Genomic DNA, 19120 nt, shown 5'->3' with positions numbered 1-19120 from the left:
TGTGCTGCACGGCGGGAAGTGGTCTGTGCTTTGCGGAGGCCGGACCGGGACGGCCGGTGAGCATCGAGCGGGCCCTGGGCCGGAAGAGCGGCGGATGAGGTTTCCGTTCGCCGCACCGCGGGTCCTCCGGAGCGGATGTATGGGCGGTGCCGCGGGCCGTGTTTCGGGCCGCGTTAGCGGGCCGCGCTGCCGTTGCCGGATCCCTGTCCGGAGACCGGAAGCCGTCGGCCTGTCCGCGGCGGAGGCGTCAGCGGCGGACGGAGGCCAGGACGGTGCGGGCGTCGGCGCCCAAGTAGGGGCCGGCCAGCCAGGTTCGGCCGGTGCCGCCGAGGGCGCTGTTGCTGACCAGGCGGACCTCGCCGTCGGGGGCCTTGGCGTACCAGCCGCCGCCGCTGGCGCCGCCGGTCATCGTGCAGCCGATGCGCAGCAGCGGGGGAGAGGCCGGGTCGACGGTGAGGCGGCGCGGGTCCTGGTCGCAGTGGAACATCGCGAGCCCGTTGTACGGCGGGTCCTGCGGGTAGCCGAACGCGGCCACCCGGGCCAGGTCGCGCGGGGCGTCGAACCAGACCGGCAGGGCCCAGCCGACGGTCTCCTGCAGGCTCCGCCCGGAGTTGTCGGGGTTCCGCACCCGGACCACGCCGTAGTCGTACGCGCTGGCCGGCGAGTCGCCGCCGGTGCCGCCGTCCTTCCAGCGCTGCGAGGTGGCCATGTCGGCCGCCCACCACTGCCCGAAGGGCGCCACCGGGCCGGGTTCGCGGAGGTTGCCCAGAGTGGCGTGGCCACCGCTGTTGAAGGCGGGCACGAACTGCACGTTCTTGAACCACGTGCCGCCCTTGCCGGCGTGCACGCAGTGCCCGGCGGTCCACACCAGGTTGCTGCGCCCGGGGGCGGTCGGGTCGGCTATCACGGTGCCGGAGCAGACCGCGGGGCCTTCGGGGGCGTCGAAGAAGAGTTTGCCGACCACCGCGTCCCGGGCGTACGGGCGCGGGACTTCGGCGGCGGCGACCACCGGGGGCCGGGCCTCCGCGACGTTGTCGGGCAGCGGCCCGAGGGTGCCGGACGGATTGGGGCCGGGACTGCCCGCGCTGCCCGAGGGGTCCGGGGCCTCGGCGACCAGCGGGTCGCGCGGGCGGGCCTGGCTCATGCGCTCGGGGGTCCACGGCGAGGTGTCGTCGGGCGCGTCGGGGGCGGGGGAGGAGCCGGTCGCCGCCGCGGGCGGCCGGAGCGGTTCGTCGGAGCCGAGGCTGAGCGCCATGACGGTCCCGGCGACCAGCAGCGCCACCGCGACTACGACCGCGACCAGCAGTGTCCGCACCGAGCGCGTCACGCGGCGCCCACCTCCCGTTTCCCCGTTTCCTGCCGCGCCCGTCGGGGCTCGCCGCCGGGCGCGGCACCTGGGCCGAACCGGCAGACCCGCAACTATGCCCTAACGGGCCCGCGCAACGTGCGGCGCGTCACCTCGCCCGAAATGGCCCGCCACCACCCGACGGCCGACACCGAACCACAGGCAACCCGGCACGATCCCCGGCCCGTTGGCACCAGATCCGACACGACGCGTCCGACCGAGAAGGTCCGGTGACGCCCGACGCCGATATCCGAAGCCCGGTGCCAGGCGCCGGGGCTTGCGGCTCGTGGTACTGGTCCGCTGGTCTCGGTGCGCGGTCGGCCGCGATGCGTCAGGTCGAGGTGGTCCGGTGGCTCTTGGTGCCGCGTTGCAGGCACTTCGGCACGAGCTCCCTGACGCCCCGCCCACCTAGCCCCCACCCCCGAACGGGGGCGCGGCGCGTTTGGTGCCCGGTTCGGCGTAGCGCGGCAGGACGGGAACGTCAGACGGCGTCCGGTGCCAGGCGCCGGCGCCGGGGCTTGCGGCTCGTGGTGCTGGTCCGCTGGTCTCGGTGCGTGGTCGGCCGCGAGGCGTCAGGTCGAGGTGGTCCGGCGGCTCTTGGTGCCGCATTGCAGGCACTTCGGCACGAGCCCCCAACGCCCGCCGCACGGCTCTTGGCGGCGGTCCGCTGGTTCTCGGTGCGTGGTCGGACGCGATGCGGCAGGTCGCGAGGGCTGGTGGCGCCTGGCGTCCGGTGTTCGGTGCCGAGGGCCTCTCGCGGTCGCCGCCTGGACTCCGGCGGGGCACGCGGCTCCTTGCGCCGGTTCCCGGTCTCGGCGTCTCGGTGTCGCGGCGCGCCGGCATGACCGGCCCCGCATGGGGCTTGGCGTGATTCGGACCTTCGGGGGGCGATGGGGCTCTGGCGGTGTGCGGCCTTGCTGGGGGCGGGAGTTGGGGCAATTTGGGTTTATCGGGTGTGGGTCTGGGCGGCGGTGTCGTTGCGTGCGGGTGGGGCGGTCCCGGGTGGGGGTGGGGAAAACGTGGGCGGTCAGACCGTGTTCGAGGTCGGTTCGCGTCGTTGGACACGGGGTCCGGGCGCCGCACGCGCGGACCGCGGGCGGGATCAGGCGGCTGCGGGCCGCGGTCCGGCCCGGGGCCGAGCGGAGGCCGGCCGGCGACCGGGCGGGGTCCGACGGGAGCCGGCGGGAACGGGCGACGCCGGTGCGGGCTGCGGAACTTGGCCTTTGGTCACTCGAAACGGTGGTGCTGGTTGCAGTACGTGATCAAACTCAGGTAAGCCTTGCCTAATAAGCCCCGGGTCGCGCGTCCCACGCACCCCCTCGCAGCCTTGGAGGCCTGTCCATGACCCCCGCACTCACCAGGGCCGACGACGCCGGAGCCGGCGCGTCCGGACCGGCCGCCGGCCCCGGCGCGGAGCCCGCCGTCCCCGCGCCCGGCCGCCGCGCGGCCGTGGACGCGGGCGCCCGCGAGGGCATCCTCATGCGCCAGGCCCGCCGTGAATCGGCGGCCCGGACCTATGCCCGCTCGCTGCCGATCGTCCCGGTGCGGGCCCGCGGCATGACCGTCGAAGGCGCGGACGGCACGCGCTACCTGGACTGCCTCTCCGGTGCGGGCACGCTTGCCCTCGGGCACAACCACCCCGTGGTCCTGGAGGCCATCCGCGGCGTGCTGGACGCCGAGGCCCCGCTGCACGTCCTCGACCTCGCCACCCCGGTCAAGGACCGCTTCGTCGAAGCGCTGTTCGACACGCTGCCGCCGGAGTTCGCCCGCGACGCCCGCATCCAGTTCTGCGGGCCGGCCGGCACCGACGGCGTCGAGGCCGCGCTCAAGCTGGTGCGCACCGCCACCGGCCGCCGCGGCGTGCTGGCCTTCACCGGGGCGTACCACGGCATGACCGCCGGGGCCCTCGCGGTCAGCGGCGACACCGCGATCCGCGAGGCGATCGGCCCCGGCGCGGACGAAGTGACCCGGCTGCCCTACCCGCACGCGTACCGCTGCCCGTTCGGGGCCGGCGGCGCGGAAGGCGCGCGCCTCGCGGCCCGGTACACCGAGACGCTCCTGGACGACCCGTCCGGCGGCGTCGCGGCACCTGCCGCGATGATCCTCGAAGTGGTCCAGGGGGAGGGCGGCGTCGTGCCCGCCCCCGACGGCTGGATGCGCGAGATGCGCCGCATCACCGACGAGCGCGGCATCCCGCTCGTGGTCGACGAAGTGCAGACCGGGCTCGGCCGCACCGGCGCGTTCTGGGCGGTCGAGCACAGCGGCGTCGTCCCGGACGTCATGGTCATCTCCAAGGCGGTCGGCGGATCGCTGCCGCTCGCCGTCGTGGTCTACCGCGGCGACCTGGACCGCTGGTGGCCGGGCGCGCACGCCGGCACCTTCCGCGGCAACCAGCTCGCCATGGCGGCCGGCACCGCGACCATCGGGTTCATCCGGGAGAACCGCCTGGACGAGCACGCCGCCCGGCTCGGCGCCCGGCTCACCGCCGGACTCCGCGAGCTGATGGCCGCGCACGACGAGATCGGCGACGTCCGCGGCCGCGGCCTCATGATCGGCGTCGAGATCGTCGACCCGCACGCCGCAGTCGGCCGCGACGGCGTCCTCCCGCCCGCCCCCGAACTCGCCGCCGCGGTACGGGCCGAGGCCCTCGACCGCGGCCTGATCGTGGAACTCGGCGGCCGGCACGGCACCGTGGTGCGCCTGCTGCCGCCGCTGACCATGACCGAGTCCCAGGCGGACGCGGTGCTGCAGCGGCTCGCGGACGCGGTCCCGGCCGCAATCGCGCGGGTAAGGAGCACGGCGTGACCGCGGGTCCTCCCGAACACCCGTACGCGGCAGGTCCTGTGGACGGGCCCGACGCCGGTTCCGCGCCCGCGACCGGCGCGGCGGCGGCCCATGACCTGGCACAGCCGCAGACCGGAACGGCCTGGAGGGGCCTGCCGCATGCGGAAGCCGCGCCGGAGCCCGCGCGAGGGCTCAGTGGGCTCATGGCCGCTGGTGCGCCGGAAGTGTCGGCCCGCGCCGCGGCCGCGGATACGGCCGCGGGGGTCATGGCCATGGATCCGGGGGCCGGCGCATCAGCGGGGACCGGAACGGGCAGCGCCAGTGCGGCAGGCACGACTGTCACCGACGGTTCCCCGGGTGGGCAGGGGATCGGTCGGTCAGCCGGGGAGGAGCTGCCGCGTCATGCGGGGCCGGCCGGCCCTGCCTACGCCGGAGCTGCCGCTCCGGCAGAGGCGAACGGCGCGGGAGGGGCGACAGGTCTGGTGCCGGTCGTCGGCACCGTCGGCTGGAGTGCGTCGAACGGGAGCGCCATGGCCACGGATCCGGTCGGCTCGGGCGGCTTCGGAGCGGTCGCCCCGGAAGCGTCCGGCGCGACCGGCCTCCGGTACGCGGCGGTGCCGGCGGATGCAGCCGGACCCGCCGCGCCGCACTCTGCCGCGGCCGCGTGGCCGGCCGTGCTGCCGGACGCCGTCCTGGCCGGGGGAGTCCGCGGGCCCGAGGAACTCGGCGTGCTGCTCGGCACGGTGCTCGGTGCGCTCGCCGCGGGCGCGCAGGACCGGGGCGGACCGCTGCCGCCCGGCGGGCCGCCCGCCGTCGACGCCGCGGTACGCCGCGCCCTGGGCGGCGCCGCGCTGCCCGCGCAGGGCACCGGCGCGCACGAGGCGCTCGGCACGCTCGCCCGCGTCCTCGCGTACGGCACCACCGACCCGGCCGACCCGGCCTGCGCAGGCCACCTGCACTGCCCGCCGCTGGCCGTCGCGGTCGCCGCCGAACTGGCCGCCGCCGCGCTGAACCCGTCGCTGGACTCGTGGGACCAGGCCCCGGCCGCCACCGCGCTGGAGACCGAGGTGGTCGCCGCCCTCGCGGCACTCGCCGGCTTCACGCCGCAGCTCGCGTCCGGCACGGTCACCACCGGCGGCACCGAGTCCAACCTGCTCGGGCTGCTGCTGGCCCGGGACCGGCACGGCCCCGGTGCGGGCCGGCACCGCGTGCTGTGCTCGGACGCCGCGCACTTCTCGGTACGCCGCTCCGCCGCCCTCCTCGGCCTCGGCGACGACGCCGTCGTGCCCGTCGCGACCTGCACCGACCACCGCATCGACCCGGGCGCCCTGGACGCGGTCTGCCGCCGCATCACCGCCGCGAACGACCGCCCCACCGCGATCGTCGCCACCGCCGGGACCACCGACCTCGGCGCCGTCGACCCGCTCGCGGCCTGCGCCGACGTCGCCCGCGAGCATGGCGCGTGGCTGCACGTCGATGCCGCGTACGGCGGCGGAGCGCTGTTCTCGGACCGGCTCGCCCCGCTGCTCACCGGCCTCGACCGTGCCGACTCGATCGGGCTGGACCTGCACAAACTCGGCTGGCAGCCGGTCGCCGCAGGGGTGTTCCTGGTCCGCGACCGCGCCCTGTTCGCGCCGCTCACGCAGCGCGCGAAGTACCTCAACCCGGCGGACGACGAGGACGCCGGATTCCCGAGCCTGCTCGGGCACTCGCCGCGCACCACGCGCCGCGCCGACGTGTTCAAGATCGCCGTGACGCTGCGCGCGCTGGGCCGCGCCGGGCTCGGCGCCCTGGTCGACCGCTGCCACGAACTCGCCTGCCACGCGGGTGTGCGCATCGACCGCGACCCCGGCCCCGGCGCCCTCGAACTCACCGCCGAACCGGTGCTCACCACCGTGGTGTTCCGCTACGTGCCGCACCCGTCCCCGGGCGAGTCCGACGGCCGCCGCTCCGACCGGGTCAACGCCGAACTGCGCCGCCGCCTCCTCACCGAGGGCCGCGCCGTGGTCGGACGCACCGAAGTGGGCACCGGCCCCGGATCGGTGCGGCTCAAGCTGACCCTCCTCAACCCGCACGCCACCGAACGCGACGTCGACGCGCTGCTCAACCTCGTCATCGCCGCCGGTCGGGCCGTGGAGCGCGACCTGTGACCGCACGCCCGGCGCCGGCCGCCCCGGGGACTCCCCGCATTTGCGCGGGCACCCTCCGTGCGCACATAGCCTCCTGACGCAACGTCAGCAAGGTTGTTTGTACTGATTTCGGCGAAACACGGCCTAAATGGTCGACATCGCCGGAAATCCTCAGATCATCGATGGATGTCGGCCCGCCCGGGCCGAACGAACCCCCGGAGTCATGATGACGACCGCAGGTCCTGCTGCGCCTGCCGGAGTCCCCGTGCCCGCACCCGCGGCCCGCGCGGGCGACGACACCCGCATCCGGACGAGCGACCCGCTCGACGACCCCGACCCGGCCCGCGTCGGCGACACCGCCGCCACCGAAGCCCTGCTGCGCTGCTGGGTCCGCGAACGCGGCATCCCGCGCCCGGCCGCCGGCCGGCCGCTCCGCCTCGCCCTGCCGCACACCGGCGTCACCCTCGAAGTCCCCGTCCGCTACTGGTCCGAGGCCGGCTGGCACCGCTTCGACCCGGCCCGCCTCGCGGACACCCCCGGACCCGACCTCGACGCCGTCGCCGTCGCCGCCCTGCTGGGCCGCGAGGCCGACGGCGCCACCGCCGCCACCCGCACCGACACCGCCGCCCGCGTCGCCGACTCGGCCGCCCGCACCGCCGAACACGTCCGGCACCGCCGCGCCCACCCCGACGACCCGCCCGGCACCACCCCGTTCCTCGCCGCCGAGCAAGCCCTCCTGCTCGGCCACCCCCTGCACCCCACCCCCAAGAGCCGCGACGGCCTCACCGGCGCCGAAGCCGCCGCCTACGCCCCCGAACTGCGCGGCGCGTTCCCCCTGCACTGGTTCGCCGTCCACCAGGACCTCGTCACGCAGGACAGCTCCTGGGACCGCAGCACCGCGCAGATCCTCGCCGGACTCTCCGACGGACTCGTCGGCCCCGCCGACCACATCCTCGTCCCGGCCCACCCGTGGCAGGCCCGCGACCTCGCGCACCGCCCCGGCATCCGCGCCCTCCTCGACGTCGCCCTCATCCGCGACCTCGGCCCCGGCGGACCCACCTGGCACCCCACGTCCTCGGTCCGCACCCTCTACCGGGCCGCCGCCCCGGTCATGCTCAAGCTCTCCCTGGGCCTGCGCATCACCAACTCCCGCCGCGAGAACCTCCGCAAGGAACTCCTGCGCGGCCTCGAAGTCGACCGCATCATGCGCGCCGGCCTCGCCGCCGAACTGCACGCCGTCCACCCCGGCTTCGACATCGTCCGCGACATCGGCTGGCTCGCCGTCGACGCCCCCCGCACCTCCGGCCCGGAAATCGCCGAGAGCGGCCTCGAACTCGTGCTGCGCGACAACCCGTTCGGCACCGACGACGTCGTCTGCGTGGCCGGCCTCGTCGCCGAACGCCCCGGCCTGGGCCCTTCCCGCCTCGCCAGGCTCGTGCACACCCTCGCCGAGCGCACCGCACGCACCACCGCGTCCGTCGCCGAGGAATGGCTCACCCGCTACCTCGCCGCCGTCGCCGACCCCATCCTGTGGCTCGACGCCCACGCCGGCATCGCCCTCGAAGCCCACCAGCAGAACACCCTCGTCGTCCTCGACGCCGACGGCTGGCCCGCCGGCGGCCGCTACCGCGACAACCAGGGCTACTACTTCCGCGCCTCCCGCGCCGCCGACCTCCGCCGCCGCCTCCTCGGCGCCGGCGGCGCCAGCGACACCGTCGTCCCCGACGCCGTCGCCGACGAACGCCTCGCCTACTACCTCGGCGTCAACAACCTCCTCGGCCTCGTCGGCGCCTTCGGCGCCCAAGGCCTCGCCGACGAGGACACCCTCCTCCGGCGCGTCCGCGCCACCCTCGCCGCACACGCCGAACACGTGCCCGCCGCACGGCTCCTCGCCGACACCGCGACGCTGCGCTGCAAAGGCAACCTCATGACCCGCCTCCACGGGCTGGACGAACTGGTCGGGCCGGTGGCCGCCCAGTCCGTCTACGTCGACATCCCCAACCCCCTTCACCCCCACCGCGCATCCGGAGGTGCCGTCCCCGCATGACCGTGTCCCCGCTGTCCCCCGCAAGCAGCCCCGCCGACGCCACCGTCGAGGCGACCGTCGACGCCGCCGTCCAGGCCGCCGCCGCCCTCGACGCAGCCGCCGCCGCAGGCACCGACCTCACCGGCCTCGCCGCCGCGGCGGCCGACACCGCAGCCGCCGCAGCCGCCGCGGAGGCAGCCGTCGCCGCCCGCACCGGCGTGCCCGAGGACGACACCCTCCGGCTCACCCACCGCAGGCTCCGCGAAGGCCTCTCCGGACCCCTCACCGAAGCCAACCGCTGGGGCACCGTCGCCCTGCCCCCCGGCCGCTTCTCCTTCCACGAACTCCACCTCAAGCGCGACCTCCCGATCATCCACGAATGGATGAACGACCCCGAGGTGGCCCGCTGGTGGGAACTCGCCGGCGGCCCCGAGACCACCGCCAACCACCTCGCCGCACAAAGCCGCCTCACCCACGCCACCGCCTACGTCGGCTGCCTCGACGACCAGCCGGTCAGCTACTGGGAGCTCTACCGCGCCGACCTCGACCCGCTCTCGCGGCACTACGCCGCGCAACCCCACGACGTCGGCATCCACCTGCTCATCGGCCCCGCCGCACACCGCGGCCAAGGCCTCGGCTCGCTGCTCCTCCTCGTGGTCAGCGAACTCATCCTGCGCGCCGCCCCCGACACCCGCCGCGTCATCGCCGAACCCGACGTCCGCAACGCCGCCTCCATCGCCGCCTTCCGGCGCGCCGGATTCCGCCGCAGCGTCGACCTGTCCCTCCCCGGGAAGACCGCCGCCCTCATGATCCGCGACCGGCACCGCGACGGCCCCGGCAGCGACACCGCCGAAGCCACCCGCGGCACCGACGCCCGCACCGGCAACCCGCGCGGCACCGGCAGCACCCGCCCCAGGCCGGCGGCCCCGGCGTGACCACCCGCGAACTCCCGCACCCGCGCCGCGGATCACCCCGACCCGACCCCGGCACCCCCGTCCACGACCTGGTCGGCATCGGCATCGGCCCCTTCAACCTGGCCCTCGCCGCCCTCGCCGACCGGGTCGGGGGACTCCGCACCCTCTTCCTCGACCGGTCCACCGAATTCCGCTGGCACCCCGGCCTCCTCGTCGACGGCACCACCCTCCAAGTGCCGTTCCTCGCCGACCTCGTCACCCTCGTCGACCCGACCAGCCCCTGGTCGTTCCTCGCCTACCTGCGCGCCCACGACCGGCTCTTCCCGTTCTACTTCTCCGAACGGTTCCACGTGCCGCGCCGCGAATACGACCACTACTGCCGCTGGGCCGCCGCCGCACTACCCGCCTGCCGGTTCGGCGCCGACGTCACCCGCGCCGCCTGGGACCCGCAAAGCGGCCTCTTCCGCGTCGAGTTCCGCGACACCAAGACCGGCGAGACGCACCACGCCGCAGCCCGCAACCTCGTCCTCGGCATCGGCACCGAACCCGTCGTCCCGGCCCCGTTCGCCGACCTCCTCGACACGCCTGCGCACCGCGACGTCCTGCACAGCGCCGACTACCTCGACCACCGCGACACCCTCACCGCCGCCCCCGACGTCACCGTCATCGGCTCCGGGCAGTCCGGCGCCGAGGTCTTCCTCGACCTCCTGCGCCGCCGCACCTCCCCGCGGCACCGGCTCAGCTGGCTCACCCGCTCCCCGGCGTTCAGCCCCATGGAGTACTCCAAGCTCGGCCTGGAGCACTTCACCCCCGACTACACCCGCTACTTCCACGGCCTCGCCGAACCCGTCCGCGACCGGCTCCTGCCCAGCCAGGGCCAGCTGTACAAGGCGGTCAGCGGCGAGACCCTGGCCGCCATCCACGACGAGCTGTACGAACGCGGCATCGCGGGCGGCCGCATCCGCGCCGCCCTCATGCCCGGCGTCACCGTCACCGCCGCCGCCCGCACCGACGGCGGCCTGGAACTCGGCTGCCACCACGCCCACCAGAACCGCAGCTTCACCCGGCTCACCGACAAAGTCGTGCTCGCCACCGGCTACGCCCCGCGCCGCCCCGACCTCCTCGAACCCCTCGACGCGCACCTGCTCCGCGACGGCCGCGGCCGCCCCCGCATCGGCCTCGACCACCGCGTCGCCCTCGACGAGAGCATCACCGGCGGCCTCTACGTGCAGAACGCCGAACTCCACACCCACGGGGTCGGCACCCCCGACCTCGGCCTCGGCGCGCACCGCGCCGCCGTGATCCTCAACGCCGTCTGCGGACGGGCCGTCTACCGGCTGCCCGCCCGCACCGCGTACACCACCTTCGGACTCGCCGCCGGCGACACCGCCGAACCCGCCGCGCCGGCCTCCGCATCCGCCGCCCCCGGCCCCGACGGCACCCCGGAACCGGCCGGCCCCGGCACCCCGGCCCCGCGCCCGCCCGGCCCCTCGCGGCCCGGCCGCACCGGCCGCCGCCCGGCCCCGCCCGACGAACTGGAGACACCGCGTGTCCCTGCCCACTGACCCCGCCCGCTCCGCAGGCGCCACCGCGGCCGGCACCGCCGCCGCACCCCTGCCCGCCGCACCCGCCGCCCGGCACGCCGCCGGCAGCGGCCGCCACGCGGCACCCTCCGGAAGCGCCCGCACCAGGGCAACCGCTCTCCCCGGGACCGCCCTCGGCGCACGGACCGGCGGAGACGCGGCGGTCCGCGGCCCGGGCACCGCCGGACCGGACCTCGACCCCGCACCCGCCGCGTTACCCGGCGCCCGCACCGCCCCCGACCCGCGCCGCCAGGACGGCGCCTGGGCCGACGCCGGCCGCACCATGCTCGCCAAGGCCCTCGCCGAATTCGCGTACGAGGAACTCCTCGCCCCCGTCCACGAACACGGCGACACCTACCGCATCGACCTCCCCGGCGAAGTCCGCTACCGCTTCCGGGCCCGCCGCGGCGCCTACGACTGCTGGCACGTCGACCCCGCATCCCTGCGCCGCGGCAGCCCCCTCGGCGACGAACCCGGCGACGACATGCTGCGCTTCCTCCTCGACGCGCACACCGCCCTCGGCCTCACCGGAGACACCGCAGGGCACCTCGTCCGCGAACTCACCGCCACCCTCGCCGCCGACGTCGCCCTCTCCGCCACCGCACAACCCGCTTCGGTACTCGCCGATCTCGACTACGCCGACCTCGAAGGCCACCAGACCGGCCACCCCTGGATCGTCGCCAACAAGGGCCGGCTCGGGTTCTCCGCCACCGACGCCGCCGCCTACGCCCCCGAATCGCGCCGCACCATGCGCCTGCCGTGGATCGCCGTACACCGCGACCTCGCACAATTCCGCGGCGTCCCCGGACTCGACGAACACCGCCTGTACGCCGAAGAGTTGGACCCGGCCACCGCGCAGCGCTTCCGCGAGCGCATGCACTCCCGCCTCGGCGAGGACGCCGACCTCGGCGCCTACCTCTGGCTGCCCGTCCACCCCTGGCAATGGGACGAGACCATCGCCCCGCTCTTCGCCCCCGACATCGCCGCCGGCCGCATCCTCCGCCTCGGCGAAGCCCCCGACCGCTACCTCGCCCAGCAGTCCGTCCGCACCTTCCTCGACGTCGACCAGCCCGGCCGGCGCACCGTCAAACTCCCGCTCTCCGTCCTCAACACCCTGGTCTGGCGCGGCCTGCCCACCGAACGCACCCTCGCCGCCCCCGCCGTCACCGCCTGGGTCCACGGACTGCGCGACAGCGACCCGTTCCTGCGCGACGAATGCCGCGTCGTCCTGCTCGGCGAGACCGCATCCGTCACCGTCCGCCACCCGGTCCTCGAAGACCTCCCCGGCGTCCCGTACCAGTACCGCGAACTCCTCGGCACCATCTGGCGCGAGCCCCTCGTCCCCGAACTCGGCGAAGGCGAGCGGGCCCGGACGCTCGCCTCGCTCCTGCACGTCGACCCGTACGGCCGCCCGTTCGTCGCCGAACTCGTCGACCGGTCCGGCATCGCCCCCCGCGCCTGGCTCCGCAGCCTCTTCCACACCATGCTGCCGCCGCTCCTGCACTGCCTCTACCAGTACGGCCTGGTCTTCTCCCCGCACGGCGAGAACGCCATCGTCGTCTTCGACGAATACGACGTCCCGACAAGGCTCGCGGTCAAGGACTTCGTCGACGACGTCAACATCACCGACCAGCCGCTCCCCGAACTCGCCGACCTCCCCGCCGACGTCTCCGCGGTCCTTCTGCGCGAGGCGCCCGCGTATCTGTGCCAGTTCATCCACGCCGCGCTGCTCGTCGGCCACTACCGCTACCTCGCCGACCTCGCCGAGATGCACCTCGGCGTCCCGCAGAGCGACTTCTGGGCCATGGTCCGCGACGAAATCCTCGACCACCAGGCCCGCTTCCCCGAACTCTCCGAACGGCACCGGATGTTCGATCTGCTCACCCCGCGCATCGACCGGCTGTGCCTCAACCGGAACCGGCTCCTCCTCGACGGATACCGCGACCGGCCGGGCCGCCCGCACGTCGCCGCGCACGGAACCGTGCCCAACCCGCTGTACGGCGGACCAAGATGACCATGGTGTGATTCCGGTCACGATGCCACAATGCCGCGGTGACGTTGGATCGAGCACCCTTGCGCGTGGCCGCGGCCCAGGCACACGCCCTGGCCGGCAACGTGGCGGAGAACGTGGCCACCGCCGCCCAGCTCGTCCGGTTCGCCGCGTCCGCCGGCGCCGATGTCGTGGTCCTGCCCGAGCTCTTCCTGACGGGCCGCGACCTCGACCTCATGCGCCGCGACCCGGCCCGGTGCGAGATCGTGCCCGGCGACCCGCGCCTCGACGACCTCGTCGCGGCCTGCTACGCCAGCCGCACCGTCGCCGTCGTCGGCGCCTGCGTGCGCAGACCCGGCGGCCGCACCTGGTCGGTCCTCGTCGTCGGCCGCGACGGCGAGGCCCGGGTCGCCTACGACGCCGAGCACCTCCCGCCCGACGCCCGCGACCTGTTCACCCCCGGCGACCACGGCTGCTCCATCGAGGTCCGCGGCTGGCGCCTCGGCATCGGCACCCGCCACGACATCGGCTTCCCCGAACACGTGCGCGCCGCCACCCTCGACGGCTGCGACGCGTACCTGTGCGGCGGCCTCTTCACCCGCGGCGACGAGGAATACCGGCGCGGCCTCTACCTGGCCACCCGCGCCCTCGAGAACACCTGCTACACCGTGCTGGCCAACCACGTCGGCGCCACCGGCGACGGACCCGGCTGCGGCCGCAGCGCGGTCTTCGGGCCGGACGGGCGCGTGGTCGCGGAGGCCGACGGCGACCGCGTCGACGTCGTCGTCGCCACCCTGCAGGACTTCGAGATCGACGCGGCCCGGGAAAGCCTCACCATGCTCAGCGAGATCCCGTGCCCGGCCAGCCGCCGCGAACGGATCAAGCTCGACTGAGGCCTGCCGTGGTCCGTCGTGGTCTGCCGCGGTCTGCCGTCCGGTCGCCTGCGGACGGGACCTCCGGCCCCTGGCGGGTTCACCGCGGGACGCCTAAGCTCACCGCACTGCCTACCCGCCGGTAACCGCCGCGTACGGGGAAGGCCGCGAGCAGGACGTACGACGACAAGGGGACACGACGTGGGCCAGGCACGACACCTCGCGGCGGCGACCGCACTCATCGCGGCCGCAGCCCTCACACTCGGCGCCTGCTCCTCCGACTCCGACTCCGGCGGCGACACCGGCACCGGAACCGGCGGCGGGAAGGCCAAGGAAACCGCCCCGGGCACTCCCGGCTCTTCCACCGCCCCCGCGGCCGGCACCGGCGGAATACCTGCCCCGGCAACCTCCGGCGGCTCCTACTACGTCGCCCTCGGCGACTCCTACGCGGCCGGCGTCATGATCCCCGAGACCGTCCCGGGCAGCCCCAAGAACTGCAGCCGCAGCTCCAGCAACTACGCCCACCTCACCGCCAAGCAGCTCGCCGTACCGTCCTTCACCGACGTCACCTGCGGCGCCGCCACCACGGCCGACCTCGGCGCACCCCAGGTCTTCAAGAACGGCGGAGACTCGCCGGCCGCCCAGTTCGACGCCCTCGGACCGCAGACCAAGCTGGTCACCCTCGGCATCGGCGGCAACGACATCGGCTTCGGCGAGATCATGACCACCTGCGTCATGCGCAGCGGCGACAAGGCCTCCCCGACCCCCTGCAAGGACGCCTTCACCAAGGACGGCAAGGACGTCCTCGCCCAGCGCATCAAGGACACCGCCGCCAAGGTCGACGCCTCGCTCAAGACCATCCGCGCGAAGTCCCCCGACGCCCGCGTCCTCCTCGTCGGCTACCCCTCGATCCTCCCCGAGACCGGCGACGGCTGCCCGGCCCAGGTCCCCATCGCCGTCGGCGACCTCGACTACCTGCGCGGCGTCATCCGCGGCCTCAACACCATGCTGTCCACCAGCGCCGGCACCGCGAACGCCACCTACGTCGACACCTTCACCCCCGGCCTCGGCCACGACGTCTGCCAGCCCGCCGGCACCAAGTGGGTCGAAGGCATCGCGCCCCAGTCCCCGGCCGCACCCGCCCACCCCAACGCCCTCGGGCAGCAGGGCATGGCCGCCGCGGTGCTCGCCAAGGCCAAGGGCTGACCCTCCGCGGTTCCCGTCGCACGGACACCCCGGGAGCGGCCCTCCCGGGGCGTCCGTGCCGCGGCGTCACTCCGCACAATTAGGCTTGGCCCCGATGAGCGACACCGCGGAACACGACGCCCCCGAAGACCTCGACGGCACCACCGACGCCGACCGGGGGCCCGACGGAACACCCGAGGACACCGGCACCCTCGACGCCGGGATCGACGGCACCTCGGACGAAGCCGCCGAGGACGACGATGGTGACTCGGAGTACGACGAGGACGACTCGGAGGACGAAGACGACGAGCAGGACGAGGACACCGCGGGAGCGCCGACCGCCGCACCCGGCGGCCGCCCCGACCTCGGACAACTCCTCACCGCCGCCGTCGCGGCCGTCGGCGGCACCGAACGCCCCGGCCAGGTCCGCATGGCCGAAGCCGTCGCCGGCGCCGTCGCCCGCCGCGAGCACCTCCTCGTCCAGGCCGGCACCGGCACCGGGAAGTCGCTCGCGTACCTCGTCCCCGCACTGGCCGGCCGCCGCCGCGTCGTCGTCGCCACCGCCACCCTCGCGCTGCAGCGCCAACTCGTCGAACGCGACCTCCCGCGCACCGTCGACGCCCTCCACCCGCTGCTCCGCCGCCGCCCCACCTTCGCCACCCTGAAGGGCCGCAGCAACTACGTCTGCCTGCACCGCCTCCACGACGGCCCCCCGGACGACGGCGAAGTCCTCTTCGACCCCTCGCCCACCTCGCAGACCGGCCGCGACATCATCCGCATCCGCGACTGGGCCGACGACGACACCGAGACCGGCGACCGCGACGACCTCAGCCCCGGCGTCAACGACCGCGCCTGGGCCCAGGTCTCCGTCTCCTCCACCGAATGCCTCGGCGCCGCCAAATGCCCCTACGGGCAAGAGTGCTTCGCCGAACGCGCCCGCGAGATCGCCAAGCAGTCCGACATCATCGTCACCAACCACGCGCTGCTCGCGATCGACGCCCTCGAAGGCGCCCCCGTCCTCCCCGAGCACGAAGTCCTCGTCGTCGACGAAGCCCACGAACTCGCCGCCCGCGTCACCTCCGTGGCCACCGACGACCTCACCATCGGCAGCGTCGAACGCGCCGCCCGCCGCGCCGCCAAACTCGCCAACGAAAAGGCCGTCGACGCCCTCCAAGCCGCCGCCGAGGCCTACGCCAAGGCCATGAGCATGCGCGAACCGGCCCGCCTCGACGAACCCGACCCCGACCTCGGCTGGGCCCTCGCCGCGCTGCGCGACGCCAGCCGCGGGGTCATCACCTCGCTCGGCGAAGTACGCGACAAGTCGCTCACCGACGAAGACGCCGCCCGCCGCCAGGCCATGGCCGCCGTCCAGAACGTGCACGACACCTGCGAACGCATCCTGTCCGGCTCCCCGTACGACGTCCTGTGGATCGAACGCAGCGACCGCGTCGGACCCTCCCTGCGCATCGCCCCGCTCGCGGTGGCCGGACTCCTGCGCGAGTCGCTCTTCGGCGACCGCACCGTCGTCCTCACCTCCGCCACCCTCAAACTCGGCGGCGACTTCACCGGCGTGGCGCGCACCCTCGGCCTGAGCCCGGAAGGCCTCCTGCCCGAACCCGGCGAAGCCGTCCCGGTCGCCAAGGTCCTGGGCAAGCCCAAGCCTGCCCCGAAGACCAAACCGAAGGCGAAGAGCAAGACGAAGGCCGACGTCCCCGCCGACCTCGACGACGACATCGACCCGGACACCGACGCCGAACTCGCCCCCTGGCGCTCCATGGACGTCGGCTCGCCCTACGAATACCCCAAGCAGGGCATCCTCTACGTCGCCAAGCACCTGCCCCCGCCCGGCCGCGACGGCATGCACCCCGACACCCTCGACGAACTCGCCGAGCTCATCGAATGCGCAGGCGGCCGCACCCTCGGCCTCTTCTCCTCGCGCCGCGCCGCCGAAGCCGCCACCGAAGCCCTGCGCGAACGCCTCGACTTCCCCATCCTGTGCCAGGGCGACGACTCGCTCCCCGAACTCCTCAAGGCCTTCGCCGGCGACGTCCGCGCCTGCCTCTTCGGCACGCTGTCCCTGTGGCAGGGCGTCGACGTCCCCGGCCCCGCCTGCCAGCTCGTCGTCATGGACCGCATCCCCTTCCCGCGCCCCGACGACCCCCTCATGAGCGCCCGCGCCCACGCCGTCCACCAGGCCGGCGGCAACGGCTTCATGGCCGTCTCCGCCACCCACGCCGCCCTGCTCATGGCCCAGGGCGCCGGACGCCTGGTCCGCGCCGCCGACGACCGCGGCGTCGTCGCCGTCCTCGACTCCCGGCTGGCCACCAAGCAGTACGGCGGCTTCTTCCGGTCCTCCATGCCCGACTTCTGGTACACCACCGACCGCAACCAGGTACGCCGCTCGCTGTCCGCAATCGACGTCTGAGCAAGGCCCGTTCCCCGCCCGAAGAACTGACGGATCCTCACGCAGCAGGCGCCGCAAGGTGCTTCGTATTGTCGTAACGCGCCACGGCCGACCGCCGGCCACGCGCGGAGGACAAGGGGGACCATGTCGCAACCGCCCGGACCCTACGGTCCGCCACCAGGTCCGCCACCGGGGCCGCCGTCAGGGCCGCCACCCGGAGAACCCCTCGGACCCACCGGCGCGGGGGCCGGCGGGGACGGCGTACCGCCCTGGCAGCCCGGACCGCCCAGCCCCAGCCTCCCCGGCGTACCGCCACCGCCCGGACCGCCCGCGGCACCGACCACACCGCCGGGCGCGCCCTTCCCGGGCAGCCTGCCGGGCAGCAGCCCGCCGCCCGGCTCCGGAGGGATGGGCGGCCCGGTCGGCCCCGGCAGCCCGGTCGGCATGCCGCCCATGGGAGGCAGCCCGCCATACGGCCAACCCGCACACGGCACCCCGCCGATACCCCGCGCCCCGGGACGCGCCGCATCGCGCCGCTTCGTGGCCGCCGTCGCCGCCGTGGTCGCCCTCGTCCTCGTCGCCGGCGGCATCCTGGTCTGGCAATTCGCCCTCAAGGACGACGGCGGCGACGGCGGCAGCCCCGTCACCGACGGCAAGACCATGAAGCACGCCTGGAAGACCCCGCCCGGCGACGGCCGCGTCGAGACCCTCGGCGCCTGGACCTCCGGACAGCGCGTCATCACCGGCGACGCCAAAGCGATCACCGCCTACGACATCGCCGACGGCCGCGAAGCCGGCAGATTCACCCCGCCCACCGGCGAGTTCTGCGGCATGGCCACCAAAGCCTCCCAAGGCATCGGCATAGCCGCCTACGGACCGGCCGGAAAATGCGACATGACCGTCGCCATCGACCTCGCCACCATGCGCTCCGCATGGGAGCGCAAAAGCAAAGACGTGGCCAACTCCGACGACAAATTCCGGCGCGTCCAGACCGCCGTCGACGGCGACATCGCGGTGATCTCCACCAGCACCGGACTCAGCGCCTTCAACCTCAAGGACGGCGCCAAACGCTGGGACTGGTCGCCCACTTCGTCCGACGACGAAGGCGTCGACGGGCTGCGCGTGGAAGGCGGAACCGTCCTCGTCGAGCAGTCCTCGTACGAAAAGCAATCACCCGCCAACCTGATAGCGATCGACGCCGCCGACGGCAGCCGCCGCTGGTCCAAGAGCATTCCGCCGGCCGACGACGGATACGCCTGGCTGAACCTCGTGCACGCCGACCCGGTGGTCGTCGAAATCGCCCGCGGCGGCGACTACATACTCCAGTCCTACGACCGCGACGGGAAGCTCCGCGCGGAAATCCCCAGCCACGGTCCGGACGGCATGACCGACCCCAGGGACATGCGCAGCGCGCCCTACAATTCCGACTTCGACAGCGCGCCCTACTACTCGGTCGCGGTCGCCAAGAACACCCTCTACATCAAGACCGAACGGCGCGATCAGAAGCTCGGCGAAATCGTCCGGCTCGTCGCCTTCGACCTCGGTACCGGGAAAGCCCGGTGGAGCATGCCGATGGGCAAGGACGTCGCGGACATCGAAATCGTCGGCACCGACGCCTCCGGCGTCCTCGTCCTCGGCACCGGCCTCCCCGGGGCGCCCGGGCAGCTGATGGCCTTCAAGCACGAGGACGGCTCGTCGCTCGGCGCCCGGGCGGTCGACGGGAGGGCCCTGCTCGACGCCGCCGACTCGGCGATCTGGATGCTCAGCGAAGGACGCCTCATCGGCTTCACATGGCTCTCCAGGCCAGAGGTGCCCGGCCTGGTCGGCCTGGCCTGAACCGGCCGTCCTGGGCACCGCCCCAGGGCGTTGCAGCGCAACGGCGGCGGGG

General features: G+C 74.5%; 11 protein-coding genes. 10 read left to right on the top strand and 1 reads right to left on the bottom strand.

What is annotated here, in order from left to right; all coding sequences use genetic code 11:
* Positions 1–247: 247 nt before the first annotated feature.
* Entirely contained in the window at positions 248–1327 is a 1080-nt protein-coding gene (locus tag LZ495_RS38420) for a trypsin-like serine peptidase (protein ID WP_235057831.1), read from the bottom strand.
* 1359 nt (positions 1328–2686) lie between these two features.
* On the opposite strand from LZ495_RS38420, the gene LZ495_RS38415 reads away from it, so the two are divergent.
* The 10 genes from LZ495_RS38415 (at position 2687) to LZ495_RS38370 (ending at position 19068) form a co-directional block, all read left to right on the top strand.
* Positions 2687–4150, top strand: coding sequence for a diaminobutyrate--2-oxoglutarate transaminase (locus LZ495_RS38415; protein WP_268823907.1), 1464 nt, complete (start codon positions 2687–2689; stop codon positions 4148–4150).
* Between the two features lie 509 nt (positions 4151–4659).
* On the top strand, positions 4660–6279 hold the full coding sequence (locus tag LZ495_RS38410) for a pyridoxal phosphate-dependent decarboxylase family protein (protein ID WP_235057830.1): 1620 nt from the start codon (positions 4660–4662) through the stop codon (positions 6277–6279).
* Between the two features lie 127 nt (positions 6280–6406).
* Positions 6407–8305 carry an IucA/IucC family protein gene (locus LZ495_RS38405; protein WP_372498706.1) on the top strand — a complete coding sequence of 633 codons (1899 nt, stop codon included), beginning with the start codon at positions 6407–6409 and terminating at the stop codon, positions 8303–8305.
* Positions 8302–9219 carry a GNAT family N-acetyltransferase gene (locus tag LZ495_RS38400; protein WP_235057828.1) on the top strand — a complete coding sequence of 306 codons (918 nt, stop codon included), beginning with the start codon at positions 8302–8304 and terminating at the stop codon, positions 9217–9219. Before LZ495_RS38405 ends, LZ495_RS38400 begins: the two co-directional genes overlap by 4 nt.
* Positions 9216–10763, top strand: coding sequence for a lysine N(6)-hydroxylase/L-ornithine N(5)-oxygenase family protein (locus tag LZ495_RS38395; RefSeq protein ID WP_235057827.1), 1548 nt, complete (start codon positions 9216–9218; stop codon positions 10761–10763). The genes LZ495_RS38400 and LZ495_RS38395 overlap by 4 nt, the downstream gene beginning before the upstream one ends.
* 301 nt (positions 10764–11064) lie before the next feature.
* A complete protein-coding gene (locus tag LZ495_RS38390; protein ID WP_235057875.1) occupies positions 11065–12795 on the top strand; it encodes an IucA/IucC family protein in 1731 nt (576 codons plus the stop codon).
* A gap of 38 nt (positions 12796–12833) precedes the next feature.
* Positions 12834–13664 (top strand): carbon-nitrogen hydrolase family protein, encoded by an 831-nt coding sequence (locus LZ495_RS38385; RefSeq protein ID WP_235057826.1) that lies wholly within the window; start codon positions 12834–12836, stop codon positions 13662–13664.
* Between the two features lie 180 nt (positions 13665–13844).
* Positions 13845–14849, top strand: a complete 1005-nt coding sequence (locus tag LZ495_RS38380; protein WP_235057825.1) for an SGNH/GDSL hydrolase family protein — start codon at positions 13845–13847, stop codon at positions 14847–14849.
* Positions 14850–14943: 94 nt separating this feature from the next.
* Positions 14944–17253, top strand: coding sequence for an ATP-dependent DNA helicase (locus tag LZ495_RS38375; RefSeq protein WP_235057824.1), 2310 nt, complete (start codon positions 14944–14946; stop codon positions 17251–17253).
* A gap of 423 nt (positions 17254–17676) precedes the next feature.
* Positions 17677–19068, top strand: a complete 1392-nt coding sequence (locus LZ495_RS38370; RefSeq protein ID WP_235057823.1) for an outer membrane protein assembly factor BamB family protein — start codon at positions 17677–17679, stop codon at positions 19066–19068.
* Positions 19069–19120 lie beyond the last annotated feature (52 nt).

The sequence above is a fragment of the Yinghuangia soli genome (assembly GCF_021502675.1).
Lineage (GTDB): Bacteria > Actinomycetota > Actinomycetes > Streptomycetales > Streptomycetaceae > Yinghuangia > Yinghuangia soli.
The sequence above is the reverse complement of the archived record's forward strand: the minus strand, read 5'-3'. Positions and strand labels throughout refer to the sequence as shown.

Bases quoted from the DNA above. Each gene is read 5' to 3' on its own strand.
- LZ495_RS38370 (WP_235057823.1), top strand. From the start codon at position 17,677: ATGCCGCCCATGGGAGGCAGCCCGCCATACGGCCAACCCGCACACGGC.
- LZ495_RS38415 (WP_268823907.1), top strand. From the start codon at position 2,687: ATGACCCCCGCACTCACCAGGGCCGACGACGCCGGAGCCGGCGCGTCC.
- LZ495_RS38405 (WP_372498706.1), top strand. From the start codon at position 6,407: ATGGTCGACATCGCCGGAAATCCTCAGATCATCGATGGATGTCGGCCC.
- LZ495_RS38375 (WP_235057824.1), top strand. From the start codon at position 14,944: ATGAGCGACACCGCGGAACACGACGCCCCCGAAGACCTCGACGGCACC.
- LZ495_RS38400 (WP_235057828.1), top strand. From the start codon at position 8,302: ATGACCGTGTCCCCGCTGTCCCCCGCAAGCAGCCCCGCCGACGCCACC.
- LZ495_RS38390 (WP_235057875.1), top strand. From the start codon at position 11,065: ATGCTCGCCAAGGCCCTCGCCGAATTCGCGTACGAGGAACTCCTCGCC.
- LZ495_RS38410 (WP_235057830.1), top strand. From the start codon at position 4,660: ATGGCCACGGATCCGGTCGGCTCGGGCGGCTTCGGAGCGGTCGCCCCG.